Genomic DNA, 20,854 nt, shown 5'->3' with positions numbered 1-20,854 from the left:
CTCTTTACGGCGACAAAGGATATCTGAGTCAGGAATTGGCGGATGATTTAGCTAAAACGGATATCACCTTTATCACGAAAAAGCGCCGCAACATGAAAGCGCTTGCACTGGCTGAGTGGGATCAGGTTATGCTTAAAAAGCGTTTTATCATTGAAACGATTAATGGACAATTAAAAAACGGCTCTCAATTAGAACATTCTCGTCACCGAAGTATAACCGGTTTTTTGTTAACGATTTTAACGGGATTGATTGCTTACTGCCTTAAAGAGAAAAAGCCATCACTGAAAATTTTCTACTCAGAAGAAGATATTTCAGCAATAGCTTAAGCGGAATTGGGGTTAATTAATGTTAAAGGGCAGATAAAAAAAAGCCCCGAAACGGGGCTGAAAGACAGGGATGGTGTCTATGGCAAGGAAAATCGTTGTTGATGCCGCTTTACGGATGTTTATAACAACATCAGTACAAAATACCGGGTAGTTCGTGCCTGATAACACTCTGGAACTGTTTTTCTTGCTCAGGCGTCATCACTTGATACATCTGATTGCGAATACGCGCAAACATCTGCACCGATATCAACATCATATCTTGCTGTTTTTTCAAGCTGCGCTCTAATCGCAACTTAATCAAAATTCTTTGCTACCAAAAGGCCGTATATCTTCTGATCTTCTATCTGCATATCCGTTATTACTTACTCATACAGATACCGTTTTTTCACCAGAACCCACATCACTTACCGCTGCTTTTCAGTTAATGTGATTCCCCCAAAGACACAACTATAGTTATAGTTACGCAGAAAGTTGCCAGAATCACTGTTGTCATATGGCAGACAAAGCGATGAATCAACCTCAGAGTCGTTACACGTACCCAACAGTTTCGGCTAGAGCCATCATCGTTCCAAGAACGGGTATTGACGCTAAAGCTAACATTACTATTTTACGCATTTTTGGTGATTCCTCACTTTATCGAATAGCACTATTCGATTCAGTGCGGGTAATATAGCCCCACGGCTGCAAACTAGCGTCAGAGCATGTAAAAGAACGTAAAGTCATGGAATAGCAAAATTTGTTATCGTATTTTGCTCTCGGAGGAAGAATGAATGCATAAGATATTATTAGTTGATGATGACCGCGAACTGACAGCTTTATTGAAAGAACTACTTGAGATGGAAGGGTTCAATGTGGTTATCGCCCATGATGGTGAACAGGCATTACAATTTATAGACTCTTCAATTGACCTTCTTCTACTGGATATTATGATGCCGCGCAAAAATGGCATTGAGACCCTGAAAGAGCTGCGTCAATATCATCAGACTCCCGTTATTATGTTAACAGCGAGAGGAAGCGACCTAGATCGCGTTCTGGGGCTGGAACTGGGCGCAGATGATTACTTACCCAAGCCATTTAACGATCGCGAACTGGTAGCCCGTATACGCGCGATTTTACGTCGTTCCAACTGGAGTGAACAACAAGCTGACAACAGCACACCTGTACTGGAAATCGATAAGCTACAACTCAATCCCGGACGTCAGGAAGCCAGTTTTGACGGCTATATTCTGGATTTAACCGGTACAGAATTCACACTTCTCTATTTGTTAGCTCAACATCTTGGGCAAGTTGTTTCTCGTGAACATTTGAGTCAGGAAGTATTAGGAAAACGGCTAACACCTTTTGACAGAGCCATAGATATGCATATTTCTAACCTTCGACGTAAATTACCTAACCGGACTGATGAATTACCCTGGTTCAAAACACTACGTGGGCGCGGATACTTAATGGTTTCAGAGAAATGATTAATAGCTTAACAGCGCGCATATTTGCAATCTTCTGGCTAACACTGGCACTTGTCCTGATGGTGGCACTGATGGTGCCCAAGCTGGATTCCCGGCAATTAACTCCGCTATTAGATAGTGAGTACCATCAGGGAAATCAGTTAGCTAGACATATTGAAGCAGAATTGACCCGCCATCCCCCCAGTGATCTGTTCTGGTGGCTAAGGCTGGATCGCGCCATAGTCAAATGGGTGCCACCGGATCAACGCTTATTTCTCGCAACCGGAGAAGGACGCGTTATCAGTACTGAGAAGCGCGATACGCAACTCGTACGCAATTTTATGGGGCAATCAGATAACTCCGACCACCCTAAAAAGAAAAAATATGGTCGTGTCGAAATAATGGGACCATTTTCAATACGAGATGGTGAAGATTACTATCACCTTTACCTGCTTCGCCCGACAAACAGCCCACAATCAGACTTTATCAATCTGATGTTTGATCGTCCTCTTCTGTTACCAGCAGCAACTATGCTCATCAGTGCGCCATTACTCTTATGGCTGGCGTGGAGTTTGGCGAGACCCGCACGTAAACTAAAAAATGCAGCAGATCAGGTAGCAAAAGGTAATTTAAAACAACACCCAGAACTGGAATCAGGCCCACAGGAATTTCTGGCAGCCGGCAGCAGCTTTAACCAGATGATTAGTGCACTAGAAAGGATGGTAACTGCTCAGCAACGTCTCATCTCCGACATTTCCCATGAACTGCGTACTCCCCTTACCCGTTTACAGCTCGCCACAGCATTATTGCGCCGCCGTCACGGAGAAAGCAAAGAGCTGGAACGTATTGAAACAGAAGCGCAGTTACTGGATAGCATGATTAACGACCTATTGGTACTTTCCCGTAACCAGCATAAAAACGAACTACTGCGCGAAAACATCAAGGCTAACAAAATATGGAATGACATACTGGAAAATGCCAAATTTGAAGTCGAACAGATGCACAAAACGCTGGATATCGTTTCACCTCCCGGCCCTTGGGTTATCTACTGTAACCCGGCAGTACTCGGTAGTGCACTAGAAAACATCGTCCGCAATGCCGTCCGCTACTCCAGAAGCCATATTGCTGTTGCATTTAAAGCCGATAATCACGGAGTGACGATTACCGTTGATGACGATGGTCCTGGAGTCAGCCCTGAAGACCGTGAACATATCTTCCGACCGTTTTATCGTACGGATGAAGCAAGGGATCGGGAGTCAGGGGGAACTGGTTTAGGGCTGGCGATAGTAGAGACAGCGGTAGAGCAACATAGGGGCTGGGTGAAGGCAGAGGATAGCCCTTTAGGTGGATTGAGGTTAGTGATTTGGTTGCCGTTGCATGGGAGATAGATAGTGACCTGACTAAAATATAGCTAATAACAGCATGTAATAATTAAAGAAAAAAGGTTATTATACTTGACCTTGAAGCGTTGAGGGACTAATCTCGTCGCAGCTTAACACAAATTGTTAGTATGATTATTTTTGTTAAGAGATAAAATTGTTTTATATTAACAAGATAGCCTTTACCGATTCCTAAATAATAGGCACTCTGGGAGCCATAACCCAGGGCGGTAGCTTTAATAAAACATATCTTTTATAAACACTCCTTTCCAAATTCTGCATCAATCCTAAAATCAGCTGAAAAAATTAAAAATGAAAATTCTAGTTACTGGTGGAGCTGGTTTCATCGGCTCTGCATTGGTTCGGCATATTATAAATCATACTAATGATAGCGTTATTAATGTTGATAAACTCACTTATGCAGGCAATTTAGAATCTCTCAAAGACATTGACCATAGCCCACGTTATTCTTTCGAAAAAGCCGATATTTGTGATCGTAATGTGCTTGATAACATATTAGAAAAACACCAACCTGATGCAGTGATGCATCTGGCTGCAGAAAGCCATGTAGATCGTTCAATTAGTGGTCCTAGTGATTTTATTGAAACTAATATTATTGGTACTTATACTCTTCTAGAGGCTACCAGAAATTATTGGCAACAATTGCCCGAAAACAAAAAGAATACATTCCTTTTTCACCATATTTCAACTGATGAAGTATATGGTGATTTGCCTCATCCAGATGCGTTTCCAGAACATTCCGTCCTTCCTTTGTTTACTGAAAAAACGGCCTATGCTCCAAGTAGTCCATATTCAGCCTCAAAGGCATCTAGTGATCATTTAGTGAGGGCTTGGCACAGGACCTATGGATTACCAACAATTGTAACCAATTGCTCTAACAATTATGGACCTTACCATTTTCCAGAAAAATTGATCCCCCTTGTTATCCTGAACGCATTAGAAGGAAAGCCATTGCCTATTTATGGCAAAGGAGACCAGATTCGAGATTGGTTGTATGTTGAAGACCATGCCAGAGCACTCCACACAGTAATTACTACAGGGAAAATCGGTGGAACTTACAATATTGGCGGTCATAACGAAAAGAAAAATATTGATGTAGTTCGTACCATTTGCAAAATCCTTGATGAACTAAAACCAAAACTTCAAGGCTCCTATCAAGAACAGATTACATATGTAACTGATAGACTTGGTCATGACCGTCGTTATGCTATTGACGCTAGTAAAATTAGCCATGAATTAAATTGGCAGCCCCAAGAAACTTTCGAAAGTGGAATTCTTAAGACCATCCAATGGTATTTGGACAACCAAGTTTGGGTTAAAAATGTCAAAAATGGCACCTACCAATCTTGGATTAATAAGCATTATGGAGAAAAAAAATAATGCATATACTACTGTTTGGCAAAAATGGTCAAGTAGGTTGGGAGTTGCAACGAGCTTTAGCGCCTTTAGGGAAAGTAACAGCTCTCGATTTCACGTCCAAAGATTACTGTGGTGATTTCACTAATCCAGAAGGTATTGCAAGAACTGTCCAATTACTCAAACCTGATGTAATCGTAAATGCAGCTGCATATACAGCAGTAGATAAAGCCGAATCAGAACGAGAGTTCGCAGAATTGTTAAATGCTCACAGTGTAGAGTCTATAGCCAGAGAGGCCCAAAAATTAGGAGCTTGGTTGGTACATTACTCCACTGATTACGTATTTGATGGTAGCGGAGAAACACCTTGGAATGAAAGTAATACTCCATCTCCTCTCAATGTTTATGGCGAAACTAAATTAGCAGGTGAAATAGCAATACAAACTCATTGTGAAAAACATCTTATCTTCCGAACCAGTTGGGTTTATGCGGCTCGTGGAGCTAACTTTGCTAAGACAATGCTAAAACTAGGCAAAGAACGAGAAACACTCTCTATCATCAATGACCAATTCGGTGCACCAACTGGGGCTGAGTTGCTGGCTGATTGTACGGCTCATGCGATCCGAGTAACACAACAGAACCTTAAATTGGCAGGGCTCTATCATTTAATTGCTTCTGGTGAAACTACTTGGTTCGAATATGCTCAATACGTATTTGAACGGGTGAAGCAAGCTGGGTCTAAACTAGCTATCCAAGAAATTAAACCCGTGCCAACTTCCGCATTCCCTACCCCAGCAAAACGTCCACACAATTCCCGGCTCAATACCAACAAATTCCAGAAATCTTTTGAGCTCGAACTACCTGATTGGAAGGCCGGAGTAGATCGCATGCTCACAGAGATTTTGGAACAATAAATCAGAAAACTGACTGTATTTTCATTTTACAATAATTAATAAACAATATGACAACACGCAAAGGTATTATTCTGGCAGGAGGATCTGGCACTCGCCTTTATCCTGTCACCATGTCAGTAAGCAAGCAATTACTGCCTATTTATGACAAGCCAATGATTTATTATCCATTAAGTACATTAATGTTGGCTGGGATCAGAGATATTCTCATTATCAGTACACCTCAGGATACACCACGGTTTGAACAACTTTTGGGAAATGGCAATCAGTGGGGACTCAATCTTCAATACAAAGTACAGCCAACACCTGATGGCTTAGCGCAAGCTTTTATCCTTGCTGAAGATTTTATTGGCGAAGATAATTGTGCTCTTGTATTAGGAGATAATATCTTCTATGGCCATGATCTACAAAAACAACTAGAACAGGCCTCTGAAAAAACTAATGGCGCAACAGTTTTTGCATACCATGTACATGATCCTGAGCGTTATGGTGTAGTAGAGTTTAATACCGAAGGAAAAGCCATCTCTCTGGAAGAAAAACCGCTGAAGCCTAAAAGTAATTATGCAGTTACTGGGCTTTATTTCTACGACAATCGCGTAGTGGAAATGGCAAAAAAACTCACTCCTTCCGAGCGTGGTGAACTTGAAATTACCGATATTAACCGTCTCTACCTTGAACAAAATGAATTATCGGTAGCTATCATGGGACGAGGTTATGCTTGGCTAGACACAGGGACTCATCAAAGCTTGATAGAAGCAAGTAACTTTATCCAAACTATCGAAATCCGTCAGGGGCTAAAAGTTGCCTGCCCTGAAGAAATTGCTTATCGCAAAAAGTTTATTAATGCGTCTCAACTCAAAACATTGGCTACTCCACTGGCTAAGAATGACTATGGGCAATATTTGCTAAAAATGGTGGAAAGAGATCCACAATAAATTATCAATAAAAACAACTTTGTCTAATCACTGCATCCAGAGATTTATTCGATGAATGTCATTAAAACAGCAATTCCTGATGTATTAATATTTGAACCTAAAGTATTTGGAGATGAACGCGGTTTTTTCTTCGAAAGCTTCAATCGTAAAATATTCGAAGAGACTATTGGGCGTTCCGTAACATTTGTTCAAGATAACCACTCTAAATCTAGTAAAGGTGTATTGCGTGGACTTCATTATCAATTAGAACCTTACGCTCAAGGGAAGTTAGTGCGTTGTATAGCAGGTGAGGTTTTTGATGTAGCTGTTGATATCCGTAAAAACTCCCTCACATTCGGGCAATGGGTTGGCGTTAATTTAAGTGCTGATAATAAACGTCAATTTTGGATCCCTGAAGGATTTGCTCATGGTTTCTTAACTCTCAGCGACACGGCTGAGTTTATTTATAAAACAACGAATTATTACACTCCCAGTCATGAGCGAAGCATCATGTGGAATGATCATCTATTATCCATCAAGTGGCCAGAAAAAACTGAATTAAAACTTTCTCCAAAAGATGAAAAAGCTTCTTCATTTAACTTAGCTGACTTATTTTAATTCAATAAATCTCACCTAATTATCACAAATTTGAGGACATTATGTCTCATAGCAATATGAAGAAAATTATAATTGATCTAGACGGTACATTGACAAACGCTGATACAAAGGATTATCAGAATGTATCGCCCAGATTAGATGTAATTGAAAAACTCATAAACTTTAGGAAAATTGGATATTATATAGTTATTAATACAGCGAGGAATATGAACTCTTTTGACGGTAACTTAGGAAAAATAAATATTCACACAATACCTATAATTACCGAGTGGTTAGATAAATATAGTGTTCCGTATGATGAAATTATAGTAGGCAAACCGTGGTGTGGGACTGATGGTTTTTATGTGGACGACAAAGCAATAAGACCAGATGAATTTGTTAATCTTTCTGAAAATGAAATATCTAAGTTAATTACCCTTTAAAATGTTATTAATAATGTCAGCCGCCTATGTTGGGCAAGATTTAAAAGCTGAGTTTGGTGGTATTCCTCCTTGCCTATTACCTCTAGGTAATAAAAGGCTCTATAAATACCAAGTTGAGCTAGCACAAAATAAAGAAGATATTTATATATCTCTTCCTGAAAGCTATAAATTGCCACATAATGATAAAATGTGGTTCATTAAAAATAACATAGAGGTTATTTATTTACCTGATGGTATAACTTTAGGCGAGTCTTTAGTAACTGCTATTAATAGCATAATACTTAAAGATTCCCAAACTCTCAAAATACTATTTGGAGATACTTTAATAAAACCTACACCTCTAGGTGAAGATGTTATCGTTACATCAGAGAAAAGTGATGGTTACACATGGGGAACCTTTAAAGAAAATGAAAGTATAATAGCAGGATACTTTGCTATATCTGATCCAGGGTTACTTATAAGATCTATAATAAAAGCAAGATGGGATTTTATTGAGGGAATAAAAACATACAATAAAAACAAAGCATTGGAGGTGAGGAAAGATTTAAATTGGTATGATTTTGGACATATAAATAAATACTATCAATCAAAAGCAGAATTCACCACCCAAAGAGCCTTTAATGATCTAAAAATAAATAAAAATTGGATTGAAAAAAAAAGTAGTAACAATCTAAAGATTAAAGCAGAAGCTAATTGGTTTTCCTCTATCCCTCTTAAATTGAGAATATATATACCTCAATATTTGGGTGATAACATTGATGAACATGGTAATTATTCATATCAATTAGAGTATTTATATAACACTCCATTAAATGAACTATATATTTTTTCAGAAATCGAACCAACAATCTGGGACAAAATCATAAGAAAATGCCTCACATTTATAGATGACTGCCATAAATTTGAGAAAAAAATTTCAAATCACAACTGTTTAAAAAATCTCTTTTCCGATAAAACTCGTTCACGAATAAGCATATTTCTAGAAGAACAACAATTCTCTATTGATAAAGAATGGAGTTTAAACTCAGACAATCCAATATCTTTAAAAACAATGATAAATAAAACAGAAAATTTCATTAATGATATTCAAATTAAAAATGAAACTATCATTCATGGAGATTTCTGCTTCAGCAATATTCTATATGACTTTAGAACTGATAGAATAAAAGTTATTGATCCAAGAGGAATAGATGCAAAAGGGAATTTAACAATATATGGAAGCATATATTACGACATAACAAAATTAGCACATTCAATTATTGGATTATACGACTGGATTATTTCAGGGTTCTATGATTTGAATGTCGATACCACATCAGGAAAAATTAACTTTACAATAAATCCAAATAAAGACATTAACCAAATACAGAGTAATTTCGTTTTATTAATAAGCGAAAAATATAATATTTCTTATAAAGCTCTTTGTGCTATGCAAGTCCATCTTTTTATATCTATGTTACCACTACATAATGATGATCAAAGAAGGCAATATGCACTTTTAGCAAATGCATTTAGATTATTCAAAGAATTCAATGAGGCATAGACATGATAATAATACCTATGGCTGGTTTTAGCTCACGCTTTTTTTCAGCCGGCTTCGATAAACCAAAATACATGTTAACTGCCCATGGAAAAACTCTTTTTGAGCATTCTGTTCTAAGTTTTTCTAATTATTTTCAGTCAAAAAAATTTATTTTTGTTATCCGTGATATATATGAAACCCCTTCATTTATAACTCATAAAATCAAACAGCTAGGTATTAAAAATTATTATATTCATATTTTAGAGTCCGAAACAAGGGGACAAGCAGAAACAGTAGCACTAGCGATTAAAAATTTAGGGGATCAATGTCTAAATGATTCAATTACTGTTTTTAACATAGATACATTTAGACCTAATTTCATTTATCCTAAAAATAAGCTTGATGCAGATGGTTATCTGGAGGTCTTTATGGGTAGTGGTAAAAACTGGTCATACGTAAAACCTAATGATAGATCCGAATTTGTTGAACTAACAACAGAAAAAGTCCCTGTATCCAATCTATGTTCAACAGGGTTATATCATTTTTCTAAGGCTACTGATTATATTGCTGCATTTGAATTTATAGCAAATAAAAACCCTAACGAATGGACAAACAATGAGCTTTACATTGCCCCCATGTATAATCATTTAATAGAAAAAGGGAAAAAAATAAAATTCAATATAATTGAGCGAAAAAATGTTATTTTCTGTGGTACCCCTGATGAATACTCCGATTTTTTGCATCATCAGTAAGGTAGAAGAAATTGTTAACGCGTATGGTATCTCTTCTATGTATTGCTATTCAAGCACTACAAGGAATATTAATAATAAAAATAGCTGCTCAGTTTCTAAATATTTCAGAAATGAAAAATTGGGTCTTGCTTGCAGCATTAATACCTTATATATCTATATTTGATTTTGGCATATCTCAAGCTATCATCCGTGAAGTTTCAATTTCAAAAAAAAATGCAGGAACTGAACAATATGCACTAATTAAAACACTACTTACATTTTCAGGCTCAGTCATTTTTTTACTTTCAATTCCTACATTAATTATAGGTGCAATAACCCCCTCTAAAATAATAACTTCAATATGTTTATTTATATTCTTTTCCCTTTTAAGGATATTCTCTAACACGCTTCTAGCACTCATTTTTGTAAACATAAGTGTCTTAGTGGAAAAAACCATTAGATTATTATCCTCACTAATATTTATATCCAGTGCATATGTCTTCTTATATTTACAGTGTAACCTGTATTCACTGCACATCTCAATTCTATTTCAATCTATATTCATTATATTTTTAAGCTTTCTTATCAATAGAAAAGAGCTTCATCAAGCATGGAAGAAAAATTATGACAAAGAAATCATAAAAAAAGTATTCCCAAATTTGAGAGATTGGACATTAACTTACATACCGTCACTTTTTGTATTTAGCTCTACAATCTATATTATATCATTTACTCTAACTGCAGAGGATGTTGTAAAATACTCTATAATTTATCAACTATTTTTTGGCGTTCTTGCTGTATGCAACATACCTATACAATTGAGTTCACCAAAATGGTCTCAAAGTTTTTCAAAAAATGGTGCTGGCTCCTTTAATAAAGAAATAATGAATGTCATCTTTGAAGTTTCCGTTATATCCCTAATGGGGTGTTTGTTTTTGAATGCATTTGGGAATAAAATTATACATTTTATAAAACCTAATATCAGCTCTATTCAATTTATGAGCTTCCTATTATTTTCATTTCTTGTTTATATTGAGTCTATACAAGCAACCTTGACTTCAGCTTGTTTTAGCTGCCGAGAAACAAATTATATTAAAATTACAATTATTGCTGGTATATGCTCAGTATTATTTAGTTTTATAGGTGCTAGTCTATATGGACTAGAAGGTGCTATAGGGGGAGTTCTTCTATCCCAATCAATAAGTTGTGAAATATTCAATATAAAAAGAGCACTATCGTTTTTTAATTTCAATAAGTGGTCTATCTTCAAATTCCTTCTCTTCGGAGGAACAATTATTTTTATTTCAGCATTTTCATTTTCTACTATAGATAGTAGTAAGTATGAATTTATTACCGCTGAAATTATTTTCTATAAGACACTAATACTCTGCCTATTAACTCTTATATATATAATCATTTCTTATCTTTCAGGTTTATATTCATTAGGTAAAAGGCATAATGAAAATTAAGCATACAACAAAACAACAAATCAAAAAAACCTTAGAGAAAGTTATTTTCTTTTTTTCCCCGCTAATTATTTTCCTCCTAGATAAACTTCAGGATTTTATTATTTACTCTGTGAATAAAAACTCAAGATCTAAGTTTTTTTTCACACATCATAAGAGACCTGTTAAAGCTAAAGATGTTCCTATGGAATATATATGGGACACTGATAATACTGATTTTTCTAATATCGCTATTATAATTCAAGGCCCAATATCCTCTGAGAGAGACTTCACGTATCAAACTGTATTACTTTATAAAAGATTTTATAAAAATATAAAGATCATTATTTCAACTTGGGATGATTCTAATACAGATTTGATTCGAAAATTACAGAATGAAGCCTATGTTATCTTAAATCAGAAACCTCAAGTGAGTGGTTCGCATAATATAAACTTACAAAAAAAAACAACCCTTGAGGGTCTGATAAAAGCCCGAGAATTAAAGTGTAAATATGCTCTTAAAACTCGAACTGATCAAAGATTTTACTCTTGGACAACTATACCTTTATTTAAAAAAACTCTCGCGGATAATCCTCCTTATCCGAATAATTTTATAGAAAACAGAATAATTGAACTTACAATGTCAGTATGTAAATTTCGCCCTTGGTCAATGTGTGATATGTTTCAATTTGGATTGACTGATGATTTAATTAAAATGTGGTCATTCCCCGATGATAAAAGAACTCGAACTGCATATGAATTTTCTCAAACTAAGTATAAAGTTCGAGACATCGTTGAGGAAAATGTAGCTGAAATATTCGTTCATAGAAATCTAGCCAAAAATATTGGTGTATCCTATAGTATAGACTATGATAGCTATTATAACTTCATCTCTAACTTTTTCTATTTAGTAGATAAAGAAACTATTGACCTTTTTTGGCTGAAGTATAACTCAGAAGAGTATAATTTAGTTGGAAACAGTATGTATGATAGAAATCAAACCTTAACTATGTTACGAGCCAGCGATTTCATAATAATGAGTGAGGTTAACAAGAGTCATGAACTAAGAAAAAGAAATCTGAAAGACTATCTGACTAGATACGAAAATTAATCCCATAAATACTATTTCTATAGCTTTTACTCCAAATTACCACATGAAAATATAATATTTATTATTCTATTCCAATTGTGCTGAGTAATTTAAAATTATAGCATTTAATTTTATTGGTGAAGCATGAGCATCTTTAATAAAATAAAATATCACTTTAAAAGTGATGGGTTGGTTTTTTTTATATACAAAATACGTTCGAGAGTTGTAAACAAAATATTTAATTCATTTTATAAGTATGTATACAAAAAAAATATTTCATTTTACTGGTCTGATATAAAAATAATAAACTATTGCTGTATGAAAATTGGAGATAATTTTCAGGCGGGAAGGAGCTGTTGGTTAGAAGCTGTTAATAATAGTTCTGAATTGATAATTGGGGACAATGTAGTTATAGCTGACTGGGTTCATATTGCAGCTTTAAATAAAGTAACAATTTCCTCTGGATGCCTGATGGGAAGTAAAGTATTTATTACTGACCATTTTCATGGTAAGACAACGGATATATCTATACACTCCCTACCACCTAATGATAGGCAACCCTATTCAAAGGGCCCTGTTTTTATTGATGAAAATGTATGGATTGGAGATGGAGTTGCTATTCTACCAAATGTGAAAATAGGCAGAGGATCCATTATTGGATCTAATTCTGTAGTAACAAAAGATATTCCACCCTATTCTATTGCTGTAGGTATCCCAGCAAAAGTTATTCAATCATCAAACTGAATTTTTTAATATGAATAAACCTAAAGTTCTCGCATATTACCTTCCTCAATTTCATGTTATTAAAGAGAATAATCAATGGTGGGGAGATGGATTTACAGAATGGACAGCATTAAATAATGCAGAAATTTATATCCATACACAAAATATTAGAAAACCTACAGCGCCATTTTTTCAATATGAATTACCAAATAAAGAAGTTATGGAATGGCAGGCTAAATTAGCTTCGTCCCATAATATCGATGGCTTTTTCATATGGGATTATTGGTTTGGCAAAGGTAAAACTTTACTGAATAAACCTAAGGAATATATTAGAGATCAAAATCTATCATTTCCATATGCATTAATATGGGCAAATCATAGCTGGTATAATAAAGCAATTAATAAATTATTAATTCAGCAGGAATACCTTGGAAGCCAAGATTACAAGAGATATTGTCTAGACTGTATGACTCATTTTGAAAAGGATACCTATATAAAAATAGATAATCGTCCTATTTTTGGTATTTTTATGCCTAAAGATATACCCGATCTGGATATATTTATAGATATTTTTAATGATACAGCTATAGCTCATGGATTTGATGGAATATATTGGGTAGCTGAAAATACCTCTGTTTCTAATATTTTTTCGACAAGTTTTGATACCATAGTAAATAGCTCAACATATTTTTCAGAAAGAAGAAAGATACACCCAATTGAGTTTATAAAAGAACAATTAATAAGAAAATTAGGACTTGACTTTATCGGACCTTTGGTTTATGACTACGAAAAAATGGTAACACGTAAAGATAAATTTGAAACTAGTGAAAATCCTGTCATCTTTACTGGCTGGGATACAACTCCTCGCCATGGAATACGTGGTACTATACTCAAAAATTTCAACGAAAGTAATTTTGAAAAACATGTAGATCATGTATTATCTCACACCATAGAAAATGACACTAGCCTTATTATTATAAAATCTTGGAACGAATGGGCTGAAGGAAACATTCTTGAACCAGATGGAGTTTTTGGTGATTCACTTTTGAAAATATTTAAAAATAAATTCAAATTCTATTTCGGATAGAACAAACATTAAATAAAGGACATGAGTGCTTATTTATTATAGTAGTAAGAGCACATTAGATTATTATGTAACACAGTGAGTTTAAAAAAACTTAAATTAATGTTGTTTCCTAAGTAATAAATGTTCATCACATCTATTAAAACTTATTAAAATGAGAGCTTAATATAAATTAAATTTTAAAATTAATCTTATGAGATATTCAAATGAATACTAAATCACTGCACTCATAACAGTTTTGTAGTTAATCCAACACTCCTCATCCATATCTGCAACACCATGATATTTAATTCTTCATTAATTCCTTACATTTGTTAATCAATAATTAAAGCAATAAATTATGGTAATACGGGGTGTCGGATTATATGGGTGCAAGCCACTCCATATTTAATAAAAAACAATATAAAAATTTAATTAAACATCGCTAGCGACTTAAACCATGACCACTCACCTTATATAAGATAATCATGTCACATGTTAATATATCAACTTTATTGAATATTATTTCACTCAGCGTTCCTACTTTGTCATTATATATCATCTGGTTTAACAAAAAGAACATATATGCTCACATTGGAATTCCTTCGCTACTTATTGCATACGCTGGACCTTTAATTTTTTACAATGATGAATATTCAAGATATGTAGTTTATTCTTTATATACTAATATTAATTTAATAGGAGCAATATCTTTTCTTATCGGCACATTACTTGCAAAGAAAACTCCCACTATCAATTTACCTTTTTCTCCATTTTACAGTGATTACATTAGCTATTTAGATGTGAGAAAAAATATAAAAAAAAGAACATTTTATATATTATTATTTTCGTGTATTTTAGTAATATTTAGCTATATTGCAATGGGATTCACTCCCATGTTTTCAAGCGATCCACTTACAGCAAAATTCTTCCGTGGAGACTATCAAGAAAAATATCAGCGAGTTGCTGTTTTTTTCAGAACTGGAATGTCGATAATTCCTGTCTTTTTACCATTGGCTATTTTACTGTTTAAAGAAAAATTTAGTTATAGGCTATTTTTCGTTATCCTATGTGGATTCATATGCATTGCCTTAAGCCTACAACGAGGCCTGATTGGTTTCTCTCTCTTAATCCCAATTCTGATTTACTCTTCCTATAAAAGTCGATTTATATTTCTGTTAGTATTTTTCATATATATTTTTATCTATGTATTTGGAGCAGCTTTATGGTGGCTATTAGGCTTTGCTTATAATAATGTTGATAGCTTCTTAGAAGGAGCAATGGCAGGCTCTCCGGATGTTCCAGACCAATTAAGTTTTCTATCAAGATTTGCTTTGGACAACTCATTTACCTATGGCCGAACATTTGTTGGTGGGCTAATCCCATTTGGCTATGAATGGAATCCATCAGTATATACGTTAAAAGTATTAAATGGTATAGATGATATATCTGAAATTGTCTCAGGCGGTTTAAGATTACCAGTATACATGTGGGGCTATGTAAGTTTTTCTTGGGCCGGAGTTATAGGTGTTTCTTTCCTTTCTGGTTATTTAACCACTCACATGATCTTATTTTTGAAAAGAAGCAGCTCACTAGCCACTCCACTTTTCACTCTTAATTATATTTATGCCACTACCATTCTTCTTTTTTTAGTTAATTTTTACAATATGTCAATCTACTCCATCCCAAATCTATTCTTTGTTTTTATTTTTTATTATTTTGCTAATTGGAAACTAAGAATTAAAAAAAAATCAAATAGAGGTATACGGTGAATGTCTTTATAAATACTAGAATACTGAATGGTACAGTAACTGGAGTTCAGCGATATCTATCCTCTATATTAGGACAGATCGGAAAAGAAAATTTCACATGTATCCGCCCACATGCTCCAATGGCTGGAGTTAAAGGTCATTTATGGGAGCAGCTATACCTACCGTTTAATTTGTCTAAATTAAAAACAAAAAATGATGTACTATGGTCACCATCTAATACTGGCCCCCTATACACACCATGCCGTCATATAGTTACAATTCACGATTTAGCATCTATTGAATATCCTGAATGGACAACCCGTTCATTCTCTACTTTATATAGAATCATTACTCCACAGATAGTTAAAAACTGTGATTCAATCATTGCCGTTTCTGAATATACTAAAAATAGATTACTTGATCTTTATAAACTACCAAGTAGTAAAATACATGTTATTCATAATGGTATTGATGAAAAATTCTCGGTAATAGAAGATAAATCGAATCTTTCCTACCTATATCAAAAATATTCATTACCATCAGGGAAATTAATTCTAACAATTAGCTCAATAGAGCCAAGAAAGAATATTTCTCGATTACTATCTGCATGGGAGAAAATATCATCTAGCTTAAATGACACCCATCTTATTATTGCAGGAGCAAGAAATGATAGAATTTTCAAAGATGCAGGAATATTAAATATTCCTGATAGAGTTCATTTCACAGGATATATAGATGATATAGATATTGTTAATTTATATAACTGTGCAACTGCATTTATCTATGTTCCCCTTTATGAAGGATTTGGTTTACCTCCGTTAGAAGCAATGGCATGTGGGCTACCTGTTATAACAAGTAATGTTTCGTCCTTACCGGAGGTTGTTGGTAATGCAGCTATGCTTGTAAATCCTTTCAATACAAACGATATTGCAAATGCAATGATTGAAATAATTCAAAATAACCAACATTCAAAAACCCTTTCGCAGATGTCTGTTATCCAGGCGACAAAATTTTCATGGAATAAAACTGCAAAAGAAACTTACAATTTACTGATTAATGTCTGAACATCATATGAAAATATCAATAATACATGAATGGCTAGTTAGTTATGCAGGCTCAGAACAGGTATCAGCAAATATATTACGTTTATATCCTAGAGCAAAATTATTCTCTCTAGTTGATTTCTTAACTGATAAACAAAGAGAAAGTTTAGGAAACAAACGAGCTATTACATCATTTATCCAAAAATTACCAAAAGCGAATAAACATTATCAAAAATATTTACCTTTAATGCCTTTGGCAATCGAACAACTTGATGTTTCCCATGCCGACATAGTGATATCAAGTTCTCATGCGGTTGCTAAAGGTGTGCTAACTGGCCCCGATCAATTACATATCAGCTATGTCCATTCCCCGATGCGTTATGCATGGGATCTACAACATCAATATCTAAGAGAATCAGGACTAAATAAAGGGCTCAAGGGTTGGATCACCAAGTGGCTATTACATAAATTACGACAGTGGGATTACCGTACAGCCAATGGTGTTGACCATTTCGTTGCTAACTCTCATTTTATTGCCAGAAGAATCAAAAAAGTTTATGGTCGTGATGCAACTGTTATCTATCCTCCAGTTGCTGTAGAAGATTTTCCTTGTGTTGAACAAAAAGAAGATTTCTACTTTACTGCTTCACGAATGGTACCTTATAAAAAGATGGATTTAATCGTTGAAGCCTTTACTAAAATGCCAGACAAAAAACTTATCGTGATAGGTGATGGTAGTGAGTATAAACGAATTGCTGCTCTAGCTGATGGACACACTAATATTACTTTACTCGGCTATCAGCCATTTGAAGAACTCAAATCTCATATGCAACGAGCCAAAGCATTTGTCTTCGCTGCTGAAGAAGACTTCGGTATTACTCCTGTTGAAGCACAAGCTTGTGGAACACCTGTGATTGCTTTTGGTAAAGGAGGTGCTCTCGAAACAGTTCGTCCATTAGGCCATGGTGAACCAACGGGATTATTTTTCGATAAACAAGATGTGGAATCTCTTTGCTCAACAGTAAAACTCTTTGAAAGCAGCATTAGTCAGTTCCAACCTCAATTTTGCCGTAAAAATGCCGAACGTTTTTCAGAAGCTAGATTTGCTCAAGAGTTTTCTTCCTTTGTTGAAGATAAATGGCAAGAGTTTCAATCAAAAAAACAAATTCATTATTAATTAATTGAGATATTATATGAGTTCCGTTGTTCCCGTCATCATGGCTGGTGGTTCCGGCAGTCGGTTATGGCCTCTTTCCCGTGAATTATACCCAAAACAATTTCTTAAACTTGATGGTGAGCTCACCATGCTGCAAACAACAGTGCAGCGCTTAAGTTCTCTATCTACAGAATCCCCTTTAGTTATTTGTAATGAAGATCATCGTTTTCTGGTCGCCGAACAATTGCGACATTTAGGCAAACTAGCTCACAATATCATCCTTGAACCAGCGGGACGTAATACAGCTCCAGCTATCGCTTTAGCAGCCCTAACAGCTCTTCAAACTACAAACAAAGATGAAGACCCCTTGCTATTAGTTCTAGCAGCTGATCATGTTATTCGGGATGAAAAAACCTTTACTGAGGTAGTTCAAAAGGCAATGCCCCATGCAACTGCAGGTAAACTTGTCACTTTCGGCATAGTCCCTACTCATGCAGAGACGGGCTATGGATATATTCAGCGTGGGGCTGAACAGCAAGATGCCTTTGCTGTAGCACAGTTTGTTGAAAAACCAGATGCCATTACTGCAGAACAATATTTAGAAAGTGGTGAATATTACTGGAACAGTGGTATGTTTCTATTTCGGGCTGCTCGCTTTCTAGAAGAACTGAAAACATTCTGTCCTGATATTTATTCAGCCTGTGTAACAGCAGTAGGAACTATCAATCCCGACCTCGATTTTGTACGGATAAATAAATCAGCATTTCTTGCTTGTCCAAGTGAATCAATTGACTATGCAGTGATGGAAAAAACCGATGACGCAGTTGTTGTTCCACTTTCTGCCGGCTGGTCTGATGTCGGTTCATGGTCTTCTTTATGGGATATCTCAGAAAAAGACAACGATGGTAATGTATTTAAAGGGGATGTTCTGCAACATAACAGCAACGACAATTACGTTTATTCTGAAAATAGCCTAGTCAGTCTCGTTGGTGTAAAAAATTTGGTTGTCGTTCAAACTAAAGATGCTGTATTGGTTGTAGATCAAACTCAGGTTCAAGATGTTAAAAAGATTGTCGAAAATTTGAGGCGTTCCGGGCGTTCAGAGCATCGTGTACATCGAGAAATCTATCGTCCTTGGGGTAAATACGATTCCATAGATAAAGGGAAACGTTATCAAGTTAAGCGAATTACTGTAAGACCTGGTGAAAGCTTATCTACACAAATGCATCATCACCGCGCTGAACATTGGATTGTCGTTGCTGGGACAGCACGAGTGACTCAAGGAAATGACTCCTATTTAGTTACTGAGAATGAATCGACCTATATACCCGTAGGCGTTGTACATACTCTGGAAAATCCAGGTAAAGTTCCGCTGGAGGTAATAGAGATCCAATCCGGCCCTTATCTTGGAGATGATGATATTGTTCGCCTTAGTGATCGTTATGGCAGAGTGGAAATAGAAGAAAATGAATAATAAGAAACTAAATAGCCAAGAAATTATTGCTAGTAGTGGCATCGCTTTTGGTACTAGTGGAGCTCGTGGCTTGGTTGTTGATTTCACTCCGGATGTATGTGCGGCTTTTACTCACGCTTTCATATCTGTAATGCAAAAGCAGTACGATACTCGCCAAGTTGCGCTAGCTATTGATAATCGTCCAAGTAGCCCTGATATAGCGGTAGCTTGTGCAACAGCTCTCCGACAAGCTGGTATTGAACCAATTTATTATGGGGTAATACCAACACCAGCACTTGCCTATAAGGCTATGCAAGATGGCATTCCATGTATTATGGTTACAGGTAGTCATATTCCTTTTAACCGCAATGGTCTTAAATTTTATCGACCTGATGGAGAAATTTCCAAAGGCGATGAAGAAGCGATCCTGTCGGCTAAAGTCATCTTTGAATCATTGACTAAACTAACAACTTTGACCGTCTTACCTGATGCTGCAGAAGCCTATATAAATCGCTATTGTTCTCTGTTTTCCTCTAATCTGCTAACAGGAAAACGCATTGGCATTTATGAACATTCCAGTGCAGGACGTGACCTTTATTCTCCTCTTTTCAAATCACTAGGTGCAGAAGTTATTTCACTTGAACGCACTGATGAGTTTGTTCCTATTGATACAGAAGCTGTGACAGTGGAGGACAGATTAAAAGCCCAAAATTGGTCAAGGTCATTCAATCTAGATGCTATTTTCTCTACCGATGGTGATGGAGATCGCCCATTACTAGCTGATGAAAATGGAGAATGGCTAAGAGGTGATATACTAGGGCTATTGTGTGCTGATGCGCTAGGTATTGAAGCTCTGGCCGTTCCTGTAAGTTGTAACAGTTCAATAAAGGAATGTGAGCGTTTTTCTCATGTTACCCTGACTAAAATCGGCTCCCCATATGTTATCGCTGAATTCACATCCCTTTCAGAGCAATTTACACGTATTGCTGGCTTTGAGGCTAATGGTGGTTTCTTACTCGGTAGTGATATTCAGATAGGGAGCAATAAATTGGCTGCCCTACCTACTCGTGACGCGCTTCTGCCTGCAATTATTGTATTAAGCGCAAGTAAAAACCAAGGGATTTCATCACTAGTAAATTCTCTACCTTCACGTTACACCCACTCAGACAGACTTAAAGAATTTCCAACTTCATTGAGTAACACAATTTTAAATAAGGGAATTAATAATCCAAAATACCTGCTAAGTTTATTAGGATTAGATAGTCACCAAATTCATCACATTGACCTTACTGATGGCTTGAGAATGAGTCTCAGTAACAATATTATTGTTCATCTACGACCATCTGGTAATGCACCTGAATTACGCTGTTATGCCGAAGCCGACAATATAAATAAAGCACAAGAAATTGTCAGAACTTGCTTAGATGCGCTTTTAACTGAAAAATAATGACAATCTCGGTAAGAAAACGATTAATACTCTACCGAACA

20 protein-coding genes are annotated in these 20,854 nt (G+C 35.6%); 19 read left to right on the top strand and 1 reads right to left on the bottom strand.

What is annotated here, in order from left to right; all coding sequences use genetic code 11:
• A partial coding sequence (locus Xsto_RS07170; protein WP_141554497.1) for a transposase occupies positions 1 to 326 on the top strand: 326 nt, incomplete at its 5' end.
• Positions 327 to 456: 130 nt separating this feature from the next.
• Here the strand turns inward: Xsto_RS07170 and Xsto_RS22130 are convergent.
• Positions 457 to 627: a hypothetical protein gene (locus Xsto_RS22130; RefSeq protein ID WP_244590352.1), complete on the bottom strand. Its 171-nt coding sequence runs from the start codon at positions 625 to 627 to the stop codon at positions 457 to 459.
• A 469-nt stretch (positions 628 to 1,096) separates the two neighbouring features.
• Here Xsto_RS22130 and cpxR point away from each other — a divergent pair, with 469 nt between their 5' ends.
• The 18 genes from cpxR to Xsto_RS07075 all read left to right on the top strand — a co-directional run bounded on the left by cpxR (position 1,097) and on the right by Xsto_RS07075 (position 20,813).
• The gene (gene cpxR, locus Xsto_RS07160; protein ID WP_099124598.1) at positions 1,097 to 1,789 is read left to right on the top strand and encodes an envelope stress response regulator transcription factor CpxR; all 693 of its coding nucleotides are present in this window, start codon (positions 1,097 to 1,099) and stop codon (positions 1,787 to 1,789) included.
• Complete coding sequence (cpxA, locus tag Xsto_RS07155) at positions 1,786 to 3,156, top strand: envelope stress sensor histidine kinase CpxA (protein ID WP_099124596.1); 1,371 nt, start codon at positions 1,786 to 1,788, stop codon at positions 3,154 to 3,156. Before cpxR ends, cpxA begins: the two co-directional genes overlap by 4 nt.
• Positions 3,157 to 3,459: 303 nt before the next feature.
• Entirely contained in the window at positions 3,460 to 4,548 is a 1,089-nt protein-coding gene (gene rfbB, locus Xsto_RS07150) for a dTDP-glucose 4,6-dehydratase (protein WP_099124594.1), read from the top strand.
• Positions 4,548 to 5,438, top strand: a complete 891-nt coding sequence (gene rfbD / locus Xsto_RS07145; protein ID WP_099124592.1) for a dTDP-4-dehydrorhamnose reductase — start codon at positions 4,548 to 4,550, stop codon at positions 5,436 to 5,438. The genes rfbB and rfbD overlap by 1 nt, the downstream gene beginning before the upstream one ends.
• 47 nt (positions 5,439 to 5,485) lie before the next feature.
• Entirely contained in the window at positions 5,486 to 6,370 is an 885-nt protein-coding gene (gene rfbA / locus Xsto_RS07140; protein ID WP_099124590.1) for a glucose-1-phosphate thymidylyltransferase RfbA, read from the top strand.
• A gap of 51 nt (positions 6,371 to 6,421) precedes the next feature.
• Entirely contained in the window at positions 6,422 to 6,967 is a 546-nt protein-coding gene (rfbC, locus tag Xsto_RS07135; RefSeq protein WP_099124588.1) for a dTDP-4-dehydrorhamnose 3,5-epimerase, read from the top strand.
• A gap of 41 nt (positions 6,968 to 7,008) precedes the next feature.
• Positions 7,009 to 7,389, top strand: coding sequence for an HAD hydrolase family protein (locus Xsto_RS07130; protein ID WP_422646186.1), 381 nt, complete (start codon positions 7,009 to 7,011; stop codon positions 7,387 to 7,389).
• A 13-nt stretch (positions 7,390 to 7,402) separates the two neighbouring features.
• The gene (locus tag Xsto_RS07125; RefSeq protein WP_211284297.1) at positions 7,403 to 8,932 is read left to right on the top strand and encodes a capsular biosynthesis protein; all 1,530 of its coding nucleotides are present in this window, start codon (positions 7,403 to 7,405) and stop codon (positions 8,930 to 8,932) included.
• A gap of 2 nt (positions 8,933 to 8,934) precedes the next feature.
• Positions 8,935 to 9,663 carry a glycosyltransferase family 2 protein gene (locus tag Xsto_RS07120; protein WP_099124585.1) on the top strand — a complete coding sequence of 243 codons (729 nt, stop codon included), beginning with the start codon at positions 8,935 to 8,937 and terminating at the stop codon, positions 9,661 to 9,663.
• 11 nt (positions 9,664 to 9,674) lie between these two features.
• On the top strand, positions 9,675 to 11,111 hold the full coding sequence (locus tag Xsto_RS07115; RefSeq protein ID WP_141554496.1) for a lipopolysaccharide biosynthesis protein: 1,437 nt from the start codon (positions 9,675 to 9,677) through the stop codon (positions 11,109 to 11,111).
• Complete coding sequence (locus Xsto_RS07110) at positions 11,101 to 12,198, top strand: WavE lipopolysaccharide synthesis family protein (RefSeq protein WP_099124581.1); 1,098 nt, start codon at positions 11,101 to 11,103, stop codon at positions 12,196 to 12,198. Before Xsto_RS07115 ends, Xsto_RS07110 begins: the two co-directional genes overlap by 11 nt.
• Before the next feature lie 123 nt (positions 12,199 to 12,321).
• Positions 12,322 to 12,921 (top strand): acyltransferase, encoded by a 600-nt coding sequence (locus tag Xsto_RS07105; RefSeq protein ID WP_099124579.1) that lies wholly within the window; start codon positions 12,322 to 12,324, stop codon positions 12,919 to 12,921.
• 10 nt (positions 12,922 to 12,931) lie between these two features.
• Positions 12,932 to 13,987, top strand: coding sequence for a glycosyltransferase WbsX family protein (locus Xsto_RS07100; protein ID WP_099124577.1), 1,056 nt, complete (start codon positions 12,932 to 12,934; stop codon positions 13,985 to 13,987).
• Between the two features lie 464 nt (positions 13,988 to 14,451).
• Positions 14,452 to 15,735, top strand: a complete 1,284-nt coding sequence (locus Xsto_RS07095; RefSeq protein ID WP_141554495.1) for an O-antigen polymerase — start codon at positions 14,452 to 14,454, stop codon at positions 15,733 to 15,735.
• The gene (locus tag Xsto_RS07090; RefSeq protein WP_099124575.1) at positions 15,732 to 16,778 is read left to right on the top strand and encodes a glycosyltransferase family 4 protein; all 1,047 of its coding nucleotides are present in this window, start codon (positions 15,732 to 15,734) and stop codon (positions 16,776 to 16,778) included. Before Xsto_RS07095 ends, Xsto_RS07090 begins: the two co-directional genes overlap by 4 nt.
• Positions 16,771 to 17,934 carry a glycosyltransferase family 4 protein gene (locus Xsto_RS07085; RefSeq protein WP_099124574.1) on the top strand — a complete coding sequence of 388 codons (1,164 nt, stop codon included), beginning with the start codon at positions 16,771 to 16,773 and terminating at the stop codon, positions 17,932 to 17,934. Before Xsto_RS07090 ends, Xsto_RS07085 begins: the two co-directional genes overlap by 8 nt.
• 16 nt (positions 17,935 to 17,950) lie before the next feature.
• Positions 17,951 to 19,387 carry a mannose-1-phosphate guanylyltransferase/mannose-6-phosphate isomerase gene (locus Xsto_RS07080; protein ID WP_099124573.1) on the top strand — a complete coding sequence of 479 codons (1,437 nt, stop codon included), beginning with the start codon at positions 17,951 to 17,953 and terminating at the stop codon, positions 19,385 to 19,387.
• The gene (locus tag Xsto_RS07075; RefSeq protein WP_099124571.1) at positions 19,380 to 20,813 is read left to right on the top strand and encodes a phosphomannomutase; all 1,434 of its coding nucleotides are present in this window, start codon (positions 19,380 to 19,382) and stop codon (positions 20,811 to 20,813) included. The genes Xsto_RS07080 and Xsto_RS07075 overlap by 8 nt, the downstream gene beginning before the upstream one ends.
• The last annotated feature ends 41 nt before the right edge of the window (positions 20,814 to 20,854 follow it).

Source organism: Xenorhabdus stockiae, assembly GCF_002632825.1.
GTDB lineage: Bacteria > Pseudomonadota > Gammaproteobacteria > Enterobacterales > Enterobacteriaceae > Xenorhabdus > Xenorhabdus stockiae.
Note: the sequence above shows the minus strand (reverse complement) of the source record. Positions and strands in the feature narration are given on the sequence as shown.

What these genes read in the sequence shown, in the direction of transcription:
- cpxR (WP_099124598.1), top strand. Translation starts at nt 1,097, where the DNA reads ATGCATAAGATATTATTAGTTGATGATGACCGCGAACTGACAGCTTTA.
- cpxA (WP_099124596.1), top strand. Translation starts at nt 1,786, where the DNA reads ATGATTAATAGCTTAACAGCGCGCATATTTGCAATCTTCTGGCTAACA.
- rfbB (WP_099124594.1), top strand. Translation starts at nt 3,460, where the DNA reads ATGAAAATTCTAGTTACTGGTGGAGCTGGTTTCATCGGCTCTGCATTG.
- rfbD (WP_099124592.1), top strand. Translation starts at nt 4,548, where the DNA reads ATGCATATACTACTGTTTGGCAAAAATGGTCAAGTAGGTTGGGAGTTG.
- rfbA (WP_099124590.1), top strand. Translation starts at nt 5,486, where the DNA reads ATGACAACACGCAAAGGTATTATTCTGGCAGGAGGATCTGGCACTCGC.
- rfbC (WP_099124588.1), top strand. Translation starts at nt 6,422, where the DNA reads ATGAATGTCATTAAAACAGCAATTCCTGATGTATTAATATTTGAACCT.
- Xsto_RS07130 (WP_422646186.1), top strand. Translation starts at nt 7,009, where the DNA reads ATGTCTCATAGCAATATGAAGAAAATTATAATTGATCTAGACGGTACA.
- Xsto_RS07125 (WP_211284297.1), top strand. Translation starts at nt 7,403, where the DNA reads ATGTCAGCCGCCTATGTTGGGCAAGATTTAAAAGCTGAGTTTGGTGGT.
- Xsto_RS07120 (WP_099124585.1), top strand. Translation starts at nt 8,935, where the DNA reads ATGATAATAATACCTATGGCTGGTTTTAGCTCACGCTTTTTTTCAGCC.
- Xsto_RS07110 (WP_099124581.1), top strand. Translation starts at nt 11,101, where the DNA reads ATGAAAATTAAGCATACAACAAAACAACAAATCAAAAAAACCTTAGAG.
- Xsto_RS07105 (WP_099124579.1), top strand. Translation starts at nt 12,322, where the DNA reads ATGAGCATCTTTAATAAAATAAAATATCACTTTAAAAGTGATGGGTTG.
- Xsto_RS07100 (WP_099124577.1), top strand. Translation starts at nt 12,932, where the DNA reads ATGAATAAACCTAAAGTTCTCGCATATTACCTTCCTCAATTTCATGTT.
- Xsto_RS07095 (WP_141554495.1), top strand. Translation starts at nt 14,452, where the DNA reads ATGTCACATGTTAATATATCAACTTTATTGAATATTATTTCACTCAGC.
- Xsto_RS07085 (WP_099124574.1), top strand. Translation starts at nt 16,771, where the DNA reads ATGTCTGAACATCATATGAAAATATCAATAATACATGAATGGCTAGTT.
- Xsto_RS07080 (WP_099124573.1), top strand. Translation starts at nt 17,951, where the DNA reads ATGAGTTCCGTTGTTCCCGTCATCATGGCTGGTGGTTCCGGCAGTCGG.
- Xsto_RS07075 (WP_099124571.1), top strand. Translation starts at nt 19,380, where the DNA reads ATGAATAATAAGAAACTAAATAGCCAAGAAATTATTGCTAGTAGTGGC.